General features: G+C 39.6%; 11 protein-coding genes and 3 pseudogenes. 10 read left to right on the top strand and 4 right to left on the bottom strand.

Annotated elements, in window-relative coordinates:
* Positions 1-2: 2 nt before the first annotated feature.
* Positions 3-278: a DUF4164 domain-containing protein gene (locus tag ACFIL3_RS04845; RefSeq protein ID WP_005774573.1), complete on the bottom strand. Its 276-nt coding sequence runs from the start codon at positions 276-278 to the stop codon at positions 3-5.
* A 334-nt stretch (positions 279-612) separates the two neighbouring features.
* On the opposite strand from ACFIL3_RS04845, the gene tkt reads away from it, so the two are divergent.
* The 5 genes from tkt (at position 613) to ACFIL3_RS04820 (ending at position 7,777) form a co-directional block, all read left to right on the top strand.
* The gene (gene tkt, locus ACFIL3_RS04840) at positions 613-2,619 is read left to right on the top strand and encodes a transketolase (RefSeq protein WP_375681275.1); all 2,007 of its coding nucleotides are present in this window, start codon (positions 613-615) and stop codon (positions 2,617-2,619) included.
* Positions 2,620-2,822: 203 nt separating this feature from the next.
* Positions 2,823-3,830 carry a type I glyceraldehyde-3-phosphate dehydrogenase gene (gene gap / locus ACFIL3_RS04835; protein WP_375611739.1) on the top strand — a complete coding sequence of 336 codons (1,008 nt, stop codon included), beginning with the start codon at positions 2,823-2,825 and terminating at the stop codon, positions 3,828-3,830.
* 513 nt (positions 3,831-4,343) lie between these two features.
* Positions 4,344-5,537: a phosphoglycerate kinase gene (locus ACFIL3_RS04830; RefSeq protein ID WP_375681891.1), complete on the top strand. Its 1,194-nt coding sequence runs from the start codon at positions 4,344-4,346 to the stop codon at positions 5,535-5,537.
* Between the two features lie 110 nt (positions 5,538-5,647).
* Entirely contained in the window at positions 5,648-6,679 is a 1,032-nt protein-coding gene (locus ACFIL3_RS04825) for a class I fructose-bisphosphate aldolase (protein WP_375649855.1), read from the top strand.
* A 660-nt stretch (positions 6,680-7,339) separates the two neighbouring features.
* Positions 7,340-7,777, top strand: a complete 438-nt coding sequence (locus ACFIL3_RS04820) for a hypothetical protein (protein WP_375611741.1) — start codon at positions 7,340-7,342, stop codon at positions 7,775-7,777.
* 1,970 nt (positions 7,778-9,747) lie between these two features.
* On the opposite strand, the gene ACFIL3_RS04815 is transcribed toward ACFIL3_RS04820, so the two are convergent.
* Positions 9,748-11,538, bottom strand: a complete 1,791-nt coding sequence (locus ACFIL3_RS04815; RefSeq protein WP_375681888.1) for an ABC transporter transmembrane domain-containing protein — start codon at positions 11,536-11,538, stop codon at positions 9,748-9,750.
* A gap of 187 nt (positions 11,539-11,725) precedes the next feature.
* Here ACFIL3_RS04815 and rpmE point away from each other — a divergent pair, with 187 nt between their 5' ends.
* The 5 genes and pseudogenes from rpmE (at position 11,726) to ACFIL3_RS04790 (ending at position 15,006) form a co-directional block, all read left to right on the top strand.
* On the top strand, positions 11,726-11,947 hold the full coding sequence (rpmE, locus tag ACFIL3_RS04810) for a 50S ribosomal protein L31 (protein ID WP_005774581.1): 222 nt from the start codon (positions 11,726-11,728) through the stop codon (positions 11,945-11,947).
* Positions 11,948-12,200: 253 nt separating this feature from the next.
* Positions 12,201-12,421: pseudogene (locus tag ACFIL3_RS04805) on the top strand (ABC transporter); the annotation flags it as partial.
* Positions 12,422-12,630: 209 nt separating this feature from the next.
* Positions 12,631-12,877: pseudogene (locus tag ACFIL3_RS04800) on the top strand (ABC transporter); the annotation flags it as partial.
* 849 nt (positions 12,878-13,726) lie between these two features.
* A complete protein-coding gene (locus ACFIL3_RS04795; protein WP_375681887.1) occupies positions 13,727-14,008 on the top strand; it encodes a hypothetical protein in 282 nt (93 codons plus the stop codon).
* 50 nt (positions 14,009-14,058) lie between these two features.
* A complete protein-coding gene (locus ACFIL3_RS04790) occupies positions 14,059-15,006 on the top strand; it encodes a hypothetical protein (protein WP_375681886.1) in 948 nt (315 codons plus the stop codon).
* Positions 15,007-15,500: 494 nt separating this feature from the next.
* On the opposite strand, the pseudogene ACFIL3_RS04785 reads toward ACFIL3_RS04790, so the two are convergent.
* Together ACFIL3_RS04785 and ACFIL3_RS04780 are read right to left on the bottom strand one after the other, a co-directional pair.
* Positions 15,501-16,179 (bottom strand): annotated as a pseudogene (locus ACFIL3_RS04785) (inositol monophosphatase family protein); the annotation flags it as partial.
* Positions 16,180-16,187: 8 nt separating this feature from the next.
* A partial coding sequence (locus tag ACFIL3_RS04780) for an inositol monophosphatase family protein (protein WP_375681885.1) occupies positions 16,188-16,505 on the bottom strand: 318 nt, incomplete at its 5' end.

Raw genomic sequence — 16,505 nt, 5'->3', positions numbered from 1 at the left:
CTTTATCTATCAATGACAACACGAATTGTTTCCATTGCTTTAATAAGACGTTTGGAAACTTCTTTGTTTACGGACTCTAAGCGTTCAATTTGGGCTTCAGCTTTGTCAAGCGCTTGGGCAAGATGGCTGCGGTCAGCATTCATTCGTTGGATTTCTTCTTCCCATTCGTTATTTTTATCAATAACGGCATTGCGGTTTATTATGGTGATCTCTAAAGTTCTAAGTGCCTTTTCTAGGTGCTCTAAAGCATCTTGTAGAACTGTAGTCTCTTGGTTCATTGCTTTTATCCTTTGGGTAATTGTATCCTTTATCAATGTGTTATGCAAAAACGAATCACTTTCACTCTTGTGTTGTGTGCATTTTATTTTTAAGTATGTAGGATATTTTAGCAAGCAAAGCAGGGGATAGATATAAATTAAAAGCTGGATTTTTTGCGCGTATTGGCATAAATGACATGGATATACAGAACGCGTGAGGGGAATGTTATTAATATTATTGAAGTGGTGGCAAAAAGTCTCACGCTAATGGTTAGAAAATAGTATTTCTTGAGAATTTTAAGAGAATACGGAAAAAGCAACAGAATAACGTATTTAACGAAATGGTCGAGTATTCATGACAAACACCCACCAACAGAATCAGATGGCCAATGCTATCCGTTTTCTTGCTATTGATGCGATTGAAAAAGCAAATTCTGGTCATCCGGGCTTGCCAATGGGAGCAGCCGATATTGCTACGGTTCTTTATACAAGATTCCTTGCTCATGACCCCAAAAAACCTCGCTGGCCTAACCGTGATCGTTTTGTGTTATCAGCAGGACATGGGTCTATGTTGCTTTATGCTCTCTTGTATCTTTCTGGTTATGAAGATATTGGCATTGAAGATCTCAAAAATTTTCGCCAATTAGGAGCAAAGCTTGCTGGGCATCCAGAATATGGGCATGTGGCAGGAATCGAAACAACGACTGGTCCTCTTGGACAAGGGTTGGCTAATGCTGTGGGGATGGCTCTTGGAGAGCGTTTGCAAAATGCTCGTTTTGGTGATCTTATCAACCATTACACTTATGCGTTGGTGGGCGATGGATGCCTTATGGAAGGGATATCTCAAGAAGCACTTTCCCTTGCTGGTCATTTGAAACTCAATAAGCTTATTGTGTTGTGGGACGATAATAATATTTCTATCGATGGAGAGATTTCCCTTGCTGACAGTACAGATCAGATTGCGCGTTTTAAGGCATCTGGTTGGGAGACACATAAAGTCAATGGGCATGATCAAGCAGCAATTGCGCGGGCTATTGAGGCGGCACAAAATTCCGATAAACCAACTTTGATCGCTTGTAAAACAACAATTGGCTTTGGAGCACCCAATAAAGCGGGTACCAATAAAGTTCACGGAGCCCCTTTGGGCGCACGAGAAATCACTGAAACCCGTATCGCGTTAGGGTGGGATGCTGAGCCTTTCGTTATTCCAGCCGATATTCTCGATAATTGGCGCTTGGCTAGTCTCAATGCTGCTAAAAAACGCCAAAAATGGGAAGAAAAATTTGCTGATCTTCCTGTCTCAGAGCGTGTGGAGTTTGAAAGATTGATGCGGGGCGATCTCGTGGGCGGATTTGATGGCGCTATTGATACTTATAAACAGAAATTGGTTGAAGAGCGCCCCGTTGTTGCTACGCGTAAAGCTTCGGAAATGGCTCTTGAAGTGATCAATGAAGTCGTTGTTGAGACTATTGGTGGTTCGGCTGATTTAACCGGATCTAATAATACAAAAAGTAGCCAGATGAAAAGTATCTCTGCTGAAGATTTTTCAGGGCGCTATCTGCATTATGGAATTCGCGAACATGCAATGGGAGCTGTGATGAATGGTCTTGCCCTTTATGGCGGCTTTATTCCTTATGGGGGAACCTTTTTATGCTTTTCTGATTATATGCGTCCTGCTATGCGTTTGTCTTCTCTCATGGGGTTGCGGGTGATTTATGTCATGACTCATGATTCTATTGGTCTTGGTGAGGATGGTCCGACCCATCAACCCGTAGAGCATTTGGCTTGCCTGCGTGCAATGCCTAATCATTTTGTGTTCCGTCCTGCCGATGCTATGGAGACAGTCGAGTGTTGGCAATTGGCTTTGAAAGCATGCGGGACGCCTTCTACCTTGGCTTTAAGTCGACAAAATCTACCGCTTTTGCGTCAAGAGTATGAAGAAGAAAATCTCTGTATGCTTGGTGCTTATGAATTTCTAACAGCTAGCGATGATGCACAAGTGACGCTGTTTGCTTCTGGTTCAGAATTGCAAATTGCAGTGGAGGCACATGCAGTGTTAGAAGAAAAAGGCATCCCAACGCGTGTGGTTTCTGTGCCTTGTTTTGAACTTTTTTCTCAACAATCTCTCTCCTATCAGCGTGCTCTCATTGGAGATGCACCGATTAAAATTGCTATTGAAGCTGCTGTCGCCCAAGGATGGGACCGTTTTATTGGCTGTGATGGTGTGTTTATTGGTATGGAGGGCTTTGGGGCAAGTGGAACAATTGATGCCCTTTATGCGCATTTTGGTATTACTTGGGAAAATGTTGTTGCCACCGTTGAAAAAGGGCTGGAAAAGATCAAAGAGGAAAAGACAAAGTGACAGCTTGTGTTGTCATGAATGGGGTGATTGTAGGGCATCATATTCTGTGCAGTATTGTGGATGATCTTGTGCATTATTGTGGATAAGTGAGTGAGTGATCAAGATATTGACATTGTGGGAATTAATGATTTTGGATTGGTGAAATACCCATTTATTGTGTTTTAAATGTTGTGCTTTTAAAAATTGATGAGGAAACATGTGAAATGACAGTTCGTGTTGCAATTAATGGGTTTGGTCGTATTGGTCGCAATATTTTACGTGCACTTGTGGAAAGTGGACGACAAGATGTTGAAGTGGTTGCAATTAATGATTTGGGATCGGTGGAAACAAATGCCCATTTATTACGCTATGATTCAGTTCATGGGCGTTTTCCTGGGATCGTTAAGGTGGTAGGGGATGCTATTGATGTGGGAGGTGGTTTAATAAAGGTATGCGCAGAGCGTGATCCTGCTCAATTGCCTTGGAAAGATTTGGATATCGATATTGCTTTGGAATGTACGGGTATTTTTACTGCGCGTGATAAAGCAAGTGCTCATTTAGATGCGGGGGCAAAGCGTGTTCTTATTTCTGCGCCTTCTGAAGGAGCAGATCTTACGGTCGTCTATGGGGTTAATCATCAATCTTTAAGCAGCGAGCATCGCGTTGTTTCAAATGCTTCTTGTACAACCAATTGTTTGGCGCCTGTTGCACAAGTTTTACACAACACGGTGGGCATTGAAAAGGGCTTTATGACAACAATCCATTCTTATACGGGTGATCAACCTGTATTGGATACAATGCATCGGGACCTTTATCGTGCACGTGCGGCAGCTCTTTCTATGATTCCTACCTCAACAGGAGCGGCAAAAGCTGTGGGATTGGTTTTGCCAGAATTAAAGGGATTGCTTGATGGTGTATCGATTCGTGTTCCGACCCCTAATGTTTCTGTGGTTGATTTGACATTTATCGCTAAGCGTTCCACAACAATCGAAGAAATTAATACAGCTATTGCTACTGCTGCACAAGGTTCTTTGAAGGGCGTTTTGGACACTACAGAAGAGAAACTCGTGAGTTGTGATTTTAATCATAATCCTCATTCAGCTATTTTCCACAATGATCAAACCAAAGTGATTGATGGTAAGCTCTGTCGCGTTCTGGTTTGGTATGATAATGAATGGGGCTTTTCTAACCGTATGAGTGATACGGCAGTGGCTTTTGCTAAGACAATATAAGAGGACCTCAGGGTCCTCTTTTTATAGGGAAAAGTCTCATTTTTGTGCAATTTTGAGAAAAACAGATAGAGGCTGTTGTTCTCATGCGCTAGAGAGAAGAGGCTATTGAAACATTGATGATGTGTTTTGTTTTAATACTGTGTCAATACGTGCTTTTAAAAGATGCATGAAAGAGTAAACTTTGAAAAAGTAAGATCTGAACGAGATACCCTTTGAGAAAACGTTAGAAAACAGGAGATGTAAACTCTTTTTCCTAGAAGTAAAAGGAAGCTTTAATAGAGATCAAGTTGAGCCAATGCATTTGTTTGCCACAATGGAATATGAAGATTAAGAGCAATGGTGGGCTTTTGTACATTTGACGATAAAAGCTTTGGCTTTTCAAACAGAGGGTGAGAGATGGGCTGTCGTGGATCTCTTGTAAAAGCAAAGAGGGGGGATAAGTGGAAAGAAAAGTGGGCAGGGTTGTTGGATGCGTTTTTATTTGAAACAATGGAAAGTGAAGAGGAAGCAGTGATGGGGTTTCGTACACTTGATGATGTTGATGTTTTGGGTAAACGTGTTCTGGTGCGCGTAGATTTTAATGTTCCTATGGCGCAAGGTAAGGTATGCGATGAGACGCGTCTTGTACGACATAAAGAGACACTCGTTGAGCTACAAAAGCGTGGTGCTAAACTTATTCTGCTTTCTCATTGTGGTCGCCCCAAAGGAAAGGTAGAGCAAGAGTTTTCACTCCGTCCTGTTGTGCAAGTGCTGGAAAAGATCATTAATCAGCCGGTTGCTTTTGCTCCCGATTGTATCGGTACAGCAGCACAGATAGCTGTTGAAGCATTACAAAATGGGAGTGTTTTACTGCTTGAAAATGTTCGTTTTCATTCAGGGGAAGAAAAGAATGATTGTTCTTTTGCAGAAGCTTTGGCTCATAATGGAGATCTCTATGTTAATGATGCTTTTTCAGTTTCTCATCGTGCCCATGCTTCGGTGGAGGGAATAACGCATTTGTTGCCTTCTTATGCAGGACGCTCTTTGCAAGGTGAATTGCAGGCATTAGAAAAAGGATTGGGCAATCCAGCACGTCCTGTGGTTGCTCTTGTGGGAGGAGCAAAGGTTTCTAGTAAGCTTTTTGTGCTCAATCATTTGGTGGAAAAAGTTGACTCCTTAATTATTGGTGGGGGGATGGCTAACAGTTTTTTAGCTGCGCAAGGTATCCATGTAGGAAAGTCTCTGTGTGAACATGCATTGATGGAAACGATAAAAAAAATTATTAAAAAAGCGCAAGAGTGTCACTGTACGCTTCTGCTCCCTCAGGATGCTGTCGTTGGATTTCGTTTTGAAAAAGATGCACCGCATCGTCTTTATGACATTGAAGATATTCCACAAGATGGCATGATATTGGATATTGGGACGCGCTCTATTGCGCATATCAATACTGCGATAGATGAAGCTGCTACTCTTGTGTGGAATGGACCCCTTGGTGTTTTTGAGATGTCTCCTTTTGATAAGGGAACCATTGCCGTTGCACGCCATGCAGCAGAACGTAGTTTGACGGGAAAGTTGGTTTCAATTGCCGGAGGGGGCGATACGGTTTTTGCCCTTAATCATGCCGGTGTTGCCAATGATTTTACTTATCTTTCGACTGCTGGAGGAGCTTTTTTGGAATGGATGGAAGGAAAGACTCTTCCTGGTATTCTTGCCCTCATGCAGGCTTAAAGGGCTTCTTTGGAGGGGAAGGTTAAAGAAAAATTATACAGTCGTGTAGAGTGTTTTTGATAGTGTTGCGCATTTTTAGAAATTAAGACAAAATAAAGAGGAATTTTTTTATGAATGAACGGCTTGAAGATATTGCACTTGCTTTGGTGCATGCGGGTAAAGGTATTTTGGCGGCAGATGAAAGTACGGCGACCATTGGAAAGCGTTTTGAAAGCATTGGTGTTGAATCCAATGAAGATAAGCGCCGTGCTTATCGTGAAATGCTTTTTAGTACAAAAGAAGCGATGGAAAACGCCATCTCTGGGGTTATTTTATTTGATGAAACCATTCGGCAAAAAGCATCAACTGGGAAAATGTTGACGGATCTTATTCGGGATTCAGGCGCTTTGCCAGGCATTAAAGTTGATACCGGTGCAAAACCCTTGGCGGCTTTTCCCCAAGAGACAATTACCGAAGGGTTGGATGGTCTTCGTGAGCGGCTAAAAGATTATTATGCTTTGGGAGCACGTTTTGCTAAATGGCGTGCGGTAATTGCTATTGATGAACACACTTTGCCAACAAGAGGCGCCATAAGACAAAATGCACAAGCTCTTGCACGCTATGCTGCCTTATGTCAGGAGTTCAATATTGTGCCCATTGTTGAGCCGGAAGTGTTGATGGATGGATCATCGTGTGGGCATTCAATCACACGCTGCTTTGAGGTGACACGCACTGTTTTGCAAGCTGTCTTTAAAGAATTGTTTGAAGCTCGTGTTCTTTTGGAGGGGATGATTTTAAAGCCCAATATGGTGATTGATGGAAAGGATGCTCGCAAGGCTTCTGTTGAAGAAGTTGCTGAAAAGACCGTCCAAGTGCTTAAACAGACTGTTCCTGCCGCTGTTCCCGGAATTGCTTTTCTTTCTGGAGGGCAGTCTGATCAGGAAGCAACGGCGCATTTATCTGCTATGAATTCTTTGGGCGTATTGCCTTGGAAATTGACCTTTTCCTATGGACGCGCATTGCAAGCAGCTGCCTTAAAAGCATGGGCAGGAAAAGATGAAAATATTGCTGTTGCACAGAAGGCATTTCGTCATCGCGCTCGGATGAACCATCTTGCGGCTTTGGGACAATGGACAAGAGAACAAGAAAAAGCGTGCGATTGAAGCACAAGCTCTGTTCTTAAATGCGGGGAGATTTTGCATGTTTCTGCGTGATTTTAGGTGCCCTCATCATGATAAAAATGGCGGGGGCATTTTAGGCTTGAAAGCTTTCTCAGAGAGTTTTTTCCTTGGACCTTTTAAAAGTCTTTAATGGGTGCTATCGAGAGATAAGATTGCGGGAGAGGTGCAATTTCGAGAAGGGGAGATAATGCTAGGAAATTTGTGAGTGCACAGCACTTTAGTATGGTGTCGTTCATGGGTGGGCACTTGCTTTTTGAGTGAAAATCATAAAGCTCATACTGTATTGAAGAGTTTGATATTATGATATTTTTTCTTTTTCATGTTATCATTACTTGTCATCAGCAGAATTTATTTGATTGCAGTTTCAAAGGTGGATTAAGCGGGTAGATTAGAGAGTTGCGATTTCTGAGCGGATTGGAATACAGCTTATGAAGCTTTTCTGCGTCAGGATAGCTTCCTCTTCAATGGGGGTAGTTTTTCTATTGGCGAACGAATTGAATAACTCTTGCGAAAGAAAATAGATTTGCACCTCAATAAAACACCTATTTTTTCGTTAAAATGGATAAATTTTTCTTGTATTTTTTGATGATATAATTACAAATGTCTAACTTCATAGCATCTTGGCTTAAAACGGGGGGAGTTGTGGACGGTATATCTTCTAAAAATAACAGTATATCTTCTAAGAATACAAGCATCAAAAGAAAAAATCGATACGCAGAACAGAGCTTTTCTGCAATTATGATGCGAAAATTGTGCAATATGGTGCGTGGGGTATTCGAAGGGATCTTTGCAGTATTTACTTTCACAATTTTTCTTATCCTGTTCAACATACGTGGACCGGTTCATGCCATACTAAGCTTCTTTTCGGGTGCGAGTGGATTAGCGTGCTTTTTCTTTTTTGTCGGATACTACTTACAACGCCGCGAAGCAACAGCAGATGAAGCCGGTATATCGCTCACATTAATCTTAGCAATTGGTGAAGGCGTTTTTTCTATTTGCTGCATGTATGCTATGTGGGGTTACGACGCTCTCTTGTTCCGTTTAGCACCTCCTGGGTATGTTCTTATTCTCCCTGAATAAATAGAGTGCAATTCGTTTGCATACAAATCAAAATGAGAGGCTGTCTGCCTCTCAAATTCTTCATAATCGCTCTCCAAAATAATGACATCAGACCCGCGTTTTTAATGAAGGGACTAAAAAGCCTTGGGTCCTTAAGCCTCAAGGCAACCCTTTACAAGGGCGGTGCGCGCCTAACGGCATCCTTGATTAAGACACCCAAACGGCTTATGAACAAACTCTCTTATTAAGCCACATCATCTTTTATTCTTCTCATGCGGTTCTGAAATCATGATATAAAGGGCAAGCTTCTCATCGTGCCTAAATGGTAACTTATCGTGTGTTAAATGGAAAAATGAGAAAAAGCATCTTTATGCAATATAATCCAATTATGATTTATTGATTTAAACATAAAGGGTTTAAAGTTCTACAAGACTGATACGATAAAGGGGGGAAGTTGCCTATCTTAGAAACTAAGGCGTATTTTAGGTGCTCTTGATATAGCTATCTCACCAAATGGTTTTGAAGACTTATCCTTTTAGCTCTATTCACTAAAAGGTCATTTTGAGGGGGCTTGGCTAATGAATGTAAAGAAAAATTAGCACATAATATTTCGCTTTGCTGGTATAGATGCTGAATGAGTTAATTATCTAGAGGATTACTGAAGAGGAGCGCTAAAAAATGATGAAAATCCGCTGCACTTCGATGAATTTGTGATTGAAGATATAATCGTAGAACTTGGCTTATCTGTTCCTGAAACAGCTGAATGATTTGAAATGGTTAGGGTGTGTATTTTACACACACTTGGCTCGCTATACAAAAAAATTATGATTTAGTGCAAGCTTTAAAACATAAATACCCTAAAGATATATCCTCTTTGTACATGTTCTTATCATCGTTAAAATGCTTTCTTAAAGCACGACAGGGGGTGCTATAAAGTTGAGGGCTGTAAAATATATTGGGCTTGGAGGGGGTGAGAAGATGGTATTCAATCGAAGTACTCTATCCTTATTTTATGGGCTATGACTGAAAGAGAGAGCTGGAGAGACGATTTGTGAGCAAAGAGACGTTGTTTTGAGGTTGCGTGTCTGCAAGAGCAGAACAGTGGTCGTGGTGATATTTAAAAACAATAAATTTGGTAAAATTTTACAATTTTGCCAAAAGCCAGTTTATTATAAAAGCTGTTGCTCATGTGCTCTCACAAAGTTATAAGAAGCTCAAAAGTGCTAAAAGAGTCTTTGCTCTTTTTCAATAATATGGATCTGCAAACAGTGTTCGTTTTTTTGAAAGAGAAGAAAAGGATATTCTTGCAATAGAGAGAAGCGTATTTGTGAATTACAATTTGTCATGATTTTCGGTAAACACTATTATTTATAGCGGTGAGAGAGGGTATGAAAAGTTTTTCATATTCAGTTTTTTAAAGAGTGTGGTCAGTCTTTAGGGTAGTGCTTGTGTCCCTAGAGCCTATCAAGTGAGCCGCATAAGGGTTTCAGCAAGCGAGCACCTATTATACTTTTTGCCAGCGTATACTCTTTTGTCAGCGCCCCAATGTTTTGACAGCCCTTAGAACGTAAAGGGGCAAGGGAGGTATTTTACCTCTTTCTTGTACCGTTTTACTCCACACACCAACTCTGCTTGTGATGAGCAAGCCAAGAGATTTTGTTTGACTCACTATGAGGGTTTGACATGAGAAAATCCTATGGTATTCATGATCTTTCATGAAAAACAATGAATTATCCTTATAAATCAACGTGACAGTGCTGTTATGAAGAGAACTCCTTGCACATCTTAATAGCCCATAGCGATTTAACTGGGTATTATTTTATATTCTGTACACAGAAGTGTCTTTATAAAAATACTCCATCTTGCGCAGAAAAAAGAAAAACATCTCAATGCTTGCTTTTCTTTTTTCCATGAGAGATTTAAATTGATAAGCCTGTCTGAAAAAAGTGCTGTTTATGCCCTTAAAGATATTGCTCTTGTATCAAGATTACTTATTCGGGTGAAAATTGGAGTTTTGCGAGGTAAGCATAAACGCCATTTTTTGCCACAAGTTCGGCATGGGTTCCTTCTTCCACAAGGGCGCCTTTATCCATCACAAGAATGCGATCTGCTTTTAAAATTGTTGCCAAACGATGTGCAATGACCAAGGTTGTGCGGTTTTGCATCAACCCTTCTAAGGCGTCTTGCACCAACTTTTCACTGTTTGCATCTAAAGCCGATGTTGCTTCATCAAGCAGCAACAGGGGTGCATTTCTTAAAATTGCCCGCGCAATACCAATGCGTTGTTTTTGTCCCCCAGAAAGCATGGTACCGCGTTCTCCTACTTGCGTATCCAAGCCATCTGGTAAAGCTTGAATAAATTCAAGTGCATTAGCCGCTTTAGCGGCAGCAAGGATTTCCTCTTCATGGGTATTTTCAGTTCCAAAAATAATATTATCACGCAATGTTCCATCAAAAATGGCAACATCTTGTGGAACATAGGAAATTGCACTGCGTAAATCTTGTAAAGAAAGGCGATTAATTTCCATGCCATCCAACCGAATTGTTCCATTTGTCGGATCATAAAAACGAAGGATCAAAGAAAAAATGCTGCTTTTTCCTGCTCCAGAAGCCCCAACAAAAGCAACCGTTTCGCCTGCTTTTACAGAAAATGAAAGCGAGCGTAAAACCTTCTCTTGTGGTCTAGAAGGATAGGTAAAATCAACTTGATCAAAAACAAGTTCACCTCGAACAGGTTGCGCCAATGATAAAGGATTTTTAGGTGCTACAATAGTAGGTTGTTCTTGTAACAATTCGGCAAGCCGCTCAGCAGCACCTGCTGCTTGGATTAATTCTGCTCCCAATTCCGATAATTGCGCAAAAGTAGAAGCTCCAAAAACCGCATAAAGGACAAATTGCCCTAATGTCCCTCCTGTCATCGTTCCATTCAAAACATCGCGCGATCCGATCCATAAAACAGCAACCACACTGCTAAAAACCAAAAAAATTGCAAACCCCGTAAAAAAGGAGCGCAAGATTACAGAAGCACGTGCTGTTTGAAAAGCACGTTCTATCAATTGTGAAAAACGTATTGTAACGAGTTTTTCAGCGGTAAAAGCTTGCACAGTGCGAATAGCACTTACCTGCTCTGTAGCAACAGCATTGGCATCTGCGAGACGATCTTGCGCCGCGCGGGTACGAGAGCGAACTTTACGTCCAAAGACTACCAAGGGAATGGCCACAACAGGAATAGCTGCTAAAACCAACAAAGACAATTTAGCATTGGTGATCACCATCATCACGACGGCTCCGATCACGATAATCAGCTGACGCAATGCGGTAGAGGCGGTAGAGCCCACAGCTAATTTTATTTGTGTGGTATCTGTTAGAAGCCTTGAAACAATCTCTCCTGAATGTGATCGATCAAAAAAAGCAGGAGAAAGTTTCATAATATGGACAAACACATCACGCCGTAAATCGGCAACAATCCGTTCTCCTAAGGTGATAACACAGTAATAACGGGCTGCTGAAGCAAATGCGAGAAACAAGGCTAAGATAAACAAAATTCCAAAGTAAAAATTGATATGTCCATGGCTTGAAGTAGAAAACCCATGATCAAACATTTGGCGGATAGCCACAGGCAAAGCTAATGTGACTAGAGCAGCAACAGATAACGCTAGAAAAGCAAAGATAAACAACCAACGATAGCGCAAAAGATAAGGAACAAAAATTGCAAGCGAAGAGAATGAAGATTTTTTAGGGGAAGACTTTGTCGATTTTTCTGAACGAGAACGTAATGTCATAAAATTTTGCTCACTGTATTGGATTTGTAACACTTGATACAATGATGTATCTTGAACACTTGTTTTTTGATGCGTGCTCAGTTATAGGAATAAATACTTTAAATCAATGTATCAAAAAGACAAAGGAAGTGCACTTAAAAAAACAAGCAAGTGCTATTTCATTCTATAAACGCAAAAGGTTTGACGCATGAAAGCGAATATTCACCCCAACTATCATAAAATTACCGTTGTTATGACGGATGGAACCCAATATACGACGCGCTCTACTTGGGGAAAAGAAGGCGATACTCTTAATCTAGATATTGATCCAAGAACGCATCCGGCATGGACAGGTGGCTCCCAAACACTCGTAGATCGTGGTGGTCGTCTTTCTAAATTCAAAAATCGTTTTGGTAATATTGGCATGTAAAAGCCTCCTTTTTATGGGGAACAAGGGTTTTAAACAAATCGATTGCAAACGATGAGTTTTTTATCCTATCAAAGAGTGCACTTTAAATATTAATTCAAAAACGCATCCGACATAAACAGATGGGTCTTAAACACTTATAAATCATTGTGGTTGCGTTTTTAAATTCAAAAATCATTTTGAATATATGCATAAATCCTTTCTTCCCTAGAGTATAAAGACTTGAAATAAAATAATTGTAAACTTTTCTTCTTTTTTTGGAACTGAACATACCCATGGAGAGGAAATTTTGGCCACTTCTAAAGCTGCCAATGCATTTGAATTTATTCAAGCTTTACCAGATGGCTTGGATACGCAAGTAGAAGAACGTGGTACTATGCTTTCTGGGGGGCAAAAACAACGCATTTTTTAAGAAATGCAGCCCTCTTGTTGCAAGCTGGCACCGTCATTATATTTGCCAACTCGTGGATGTTGCTACAGCCCTTGGCACTTGAGATAATTTATTATAGGCATTTTAAGTTCTTTCTTAATAGTTTTTTATTCACGCGGGCTCTCTCCGCTTGGTACGTGCAAAAGACATGGTTTTGGTTGGTTCACCATGGAACATGGTTTGAAATGAGAGAATCCTACGGTATTCGGGATTCTCATTCAACATACAAGACAATGAATTATTATTATAAATCAAAATGTTGCCACTTGATGAAGCAAGATTTGCTTTAGATGCAAACAGTGAAAAGTTGGTGCAAGATACCTTAGAAGGATTGATGCAAAATCCTAAATCCTGGTCATTGCACATCGTTTGGCAACAATTTTAAAAGCAGATCGTATTCTCGTGATGGATAAAGGCGCTTTTGTGGAAGAAGGAACACACAACTCATTATAAAAAATAATGTTTATGCGCATTTGGCTCAACTGCAATTTTCATCTGAGTAAGTGATCTTGATACAAGAGCAGTATCTTTAAGGGCATAAACAGTATTCTTTTCAGACAGGCTTATCAATTTGAAACTCTCATGGAAAAAAGAAAAGCAAGCATTGAGGTGTTTTTCTTTTTTAACGGGCTGTTCTTTTTTTGCCTGAGATGAAGTATTTTTATAAAGACACTTCTGTGTATAGAATGTAAAACGATGCCACGTTAATCTCTATGAATAATTAAGGGGAGAGTTCTCTTCATAACAGCACTGTCACGTTGATTTATAATGATAACTCATTGTTTTTCATGAAAGATCATGAAAAACATAGGATTTTCTCATGCCAAATGTAGTTATATTAAATCAATCAAAACCATGTCTCTTGTATGTGGCAAGCAGAGAGAGCTCGCGTGAATAAAACACTTTAGAAAGAATAAGTCCTCTTTATGAATCGTCTCAAGTTTTAGGGGCTGTAGTAATATTGAGGGGATTAGGAAAGTGTATGATGATGTCGCTTTACTAAAAAAGAGCCGATAAATGAGTAAAAAGACGCTTTTTATCAATTTTATAAAACAAGGTGAGCACGCAGCCATGTTTTGCTGTGTTAGGCTTTTGAGTACTTTGAACCAATATTGTGGGAGTGCATTTTAAGAATTATAAAGCTCTTCTTAAAAGTGCATAAATCATTAGAGCAGTACAATTAAATACAAATTGTTTTATTTTACCAATAAAAACATCTATATTTTGTGTATTGTTTTTATTAAAATAGAATATGTAGTGATTTTCAAATCAGATATACACATAATGATGCAATATCGAGAAGTCGATAAAAGAGCTGCGTTAAATGTTGGTGAGGATAGAAGAAAGCAAGAATGAGTGATCACGATACTTTCATAGTTATAGTAGGAATAGTTATAATAGGGAGCATAATCTATAGTCTTTGGTTAGCAAATTATCAGAAAAAGCAATTAAGTGAACAACTTGAGCAATATGAGAAATTACTGCAGCTAAAAGATCGAGAGTGCGCGATATACCACGATATTATTGCACAATGGGAACAAAGGCTTGTTAAAAAACTCAAAAAATATCGCCAAAATGGATTAAACAATGGGATGAAGAAGCAAAGCATTGGGAAAGAGATTTACTGGAGATAAAAAATCCTGAACATTGGCTATCTTCTGAATCGAGCGGACAATGGCCTTTGATGGTAAAAGATATTTGTATGCAAGGATATGGAGAAGCGTGGTTTTTGTATGAAAAGGCGCTGACAAAAGAACTGACTGATGAACATATCAAAAAAATAAATGAATTAATGATGCGTCCAATTTTTAAAGAAACTTATCCTAAAGTTGTGCGATTCATGAGACAGAATGGTGTCACATTACGAAAGTTTGTGGACCCTTTGACGAAAAAAAAGCGCTATAAGCCTACAATGCTGTTGTTTCATTGGTGGTTATATATGATTGATGATATGATTACGGCTGAATATGAACAGCAACTACAAGACAAGGCTTCAGGATACTATGAAGAGTTAAAGTCTTTGGAAATTTATTATGAAGATATACCTAAATATACAGAATATGAAACGCTAGAAGAGATACTGTCTTGTTGGTATCTTAGTCTGCCTAGAGATGCTGAATTACTATGCATTTGTAAAAGAGAGCTTCTAGCATTATTGTATGATATTTCCAGTGCTTATAAAGCGGCAAGAAAAACTTTTATTTACTATAAGCAGCTTATTGATACGGTAAAAGAAGGATATATGGCCTTTGATAAGGATTGTCGTTACTCCACGGTTAGAAATGACATTGATGTTTGTAGAGAGAAAGATAAAGAAAAGAAAAAGGGGTTGCGTATTGCTAAAGAGACTCCAACATATGAAAAAGCCTATAAATTAGGAGTCATAGAATGGATGAAGTGGTCAAGTAAGAAATGTGATAATCAATGGATCTTTTGGAAAATGCTTGTCAAAATAGGAAATTCAAAAGAAAAATTAAAAATCATTTTTGGTGATGAAAAGGTAAATGCACTGGAAGAGGCTATCAAAAAAGATCAAGAACAGTTCGTGAGCGAATTTCAAGAAGCAATTCTCGAGAACAAAAATGTGCATTTTTATAAATCCCATGCCTATTTGATACATACTTTAGAATAATGCTGAAAAGAAGGAGAAGCTGATAACAATTGTATGAATTAATATATTAATGGAAATTGGCATAATTGCGTATTTTTGTGAAAAGAGAATAGAGGTATATGCCGCAGCTCTTACCAAAAAGGAGAGAGTGGGCTCTTCTAGAGTCAAGTTTTTGCGCGCAGTGTAAGAGTGATCTCTCAAGAGAAGTAGGAGAGGTTTTTGCCTCAGGTGCGATAATTGTTTCTTGTGGCGTTTGGTTGTGATGTTTTTTTGTTTATTGCCTTTTTCAGTTTGTTTGCAGGGGAATTTGAATAACAGAAACGTCCATAAGGTAAGATATTGGGGATTGCTTTTGTGGGGGCTTATAGCAAGTACATTTTTTGTTCGTGGTGATGTTTTTTGTCACTATCTAATCAGTTATTTCCTATCGTTATTTGAAAGAAAATTAAAAACTCTTTCTTCATGTGTTTGTTTAAGGTTCTAAGGGTTTTGTAAAAAACTGTAAGAATTAAATGCTTTTTTGAAGTTTTTTTTATAGTTTGATGCGAATGTGTTCATTGCCGGCAATGATATTTTTTTTGCGGAATATATCGCTACCGCCTTCTTTATCGGTGACAAAACCACCGGCTTCGCGAAGCATCAGTATGCTGGTAGTTTTATCAAAAATGTGCAGGTTATCTCCCCAAAAACCATCGGTTTTTTCTGCGGCGACATAAGATAAACTCAAGAGCAGCGCCAAAACGGCGCAATCCAGTAACTTCCATCATTATATTGCGTAATTCAATAAGATAGGTTCCATGATTTGGGCGACCAAAATGAGGCATTCCCGTGGCAATGACACAATCTTCCAGTCTGCGTCGAGCAGAAACGCGACAGCGTCGGTTATTGAAAAAAGCACCATACCCGCGTTCTGCGGTAAAGAGTTCATCACTCACGGGATTGTAAATGACACCACCAACGATTTTTCCTTGGCTTTCTAAGGCAATGGAAACAGCAAAAAAAGGAATGCCATGGAGAAAATTTGTGGTGCCATCTCAAAGGGTCAACAATAAAACGGTGTTGTGAATCTTCTCCAGTGATTTCTTCTGACTCTTCCATCAGAAAACCAAATTTGGGGTGCGCTTTGCTTAATTCATTTAAAATAATTTTTTCCTCTTTGCGATCTGCTTGGCTGACGTAATCTGCTAGATCTTTTCTGAGGTTTAAATGCCTTTTTTGAGGGTTTTTTCTAATTTTAGGCGAATGTGTTCATTGCCGGCAATGATATTTTTTTTGCGAAATATATTGTTGCCGCCTTCTTTATCGGTGACAAAACCACCGGCTTCACGAACCATCAGTATTCCAGCAGCCATATCCCAAATTTGCAAGTTATCTTCCCAAAAGCCATCGGTTCGGCCAGAAGCAACATAAGCTAAATCAAGAGAAGCTGCACCAAAACGGCGAAGTCCGGCAACCTCTGCCATCACATTACGTAATTCAATAAGGTAGGTTCCATGATTTGGGCGACCAAAATGAGGCAT

Origin of the sequence: Bartonella sp. CE47NXGY (assembly GCF_042195415.1) — a bacterium.
Taxonomy (GTDB): Bacteria; Pseudomonadota; Alphaproteobacteria; order Rhizobiales; family Rhizobiaceae; genus Bartonella.
Note: the sequence above shows the minus strand (reverse complement) of the source record. Positions and strands in the feature narration are given on the sequence as shown.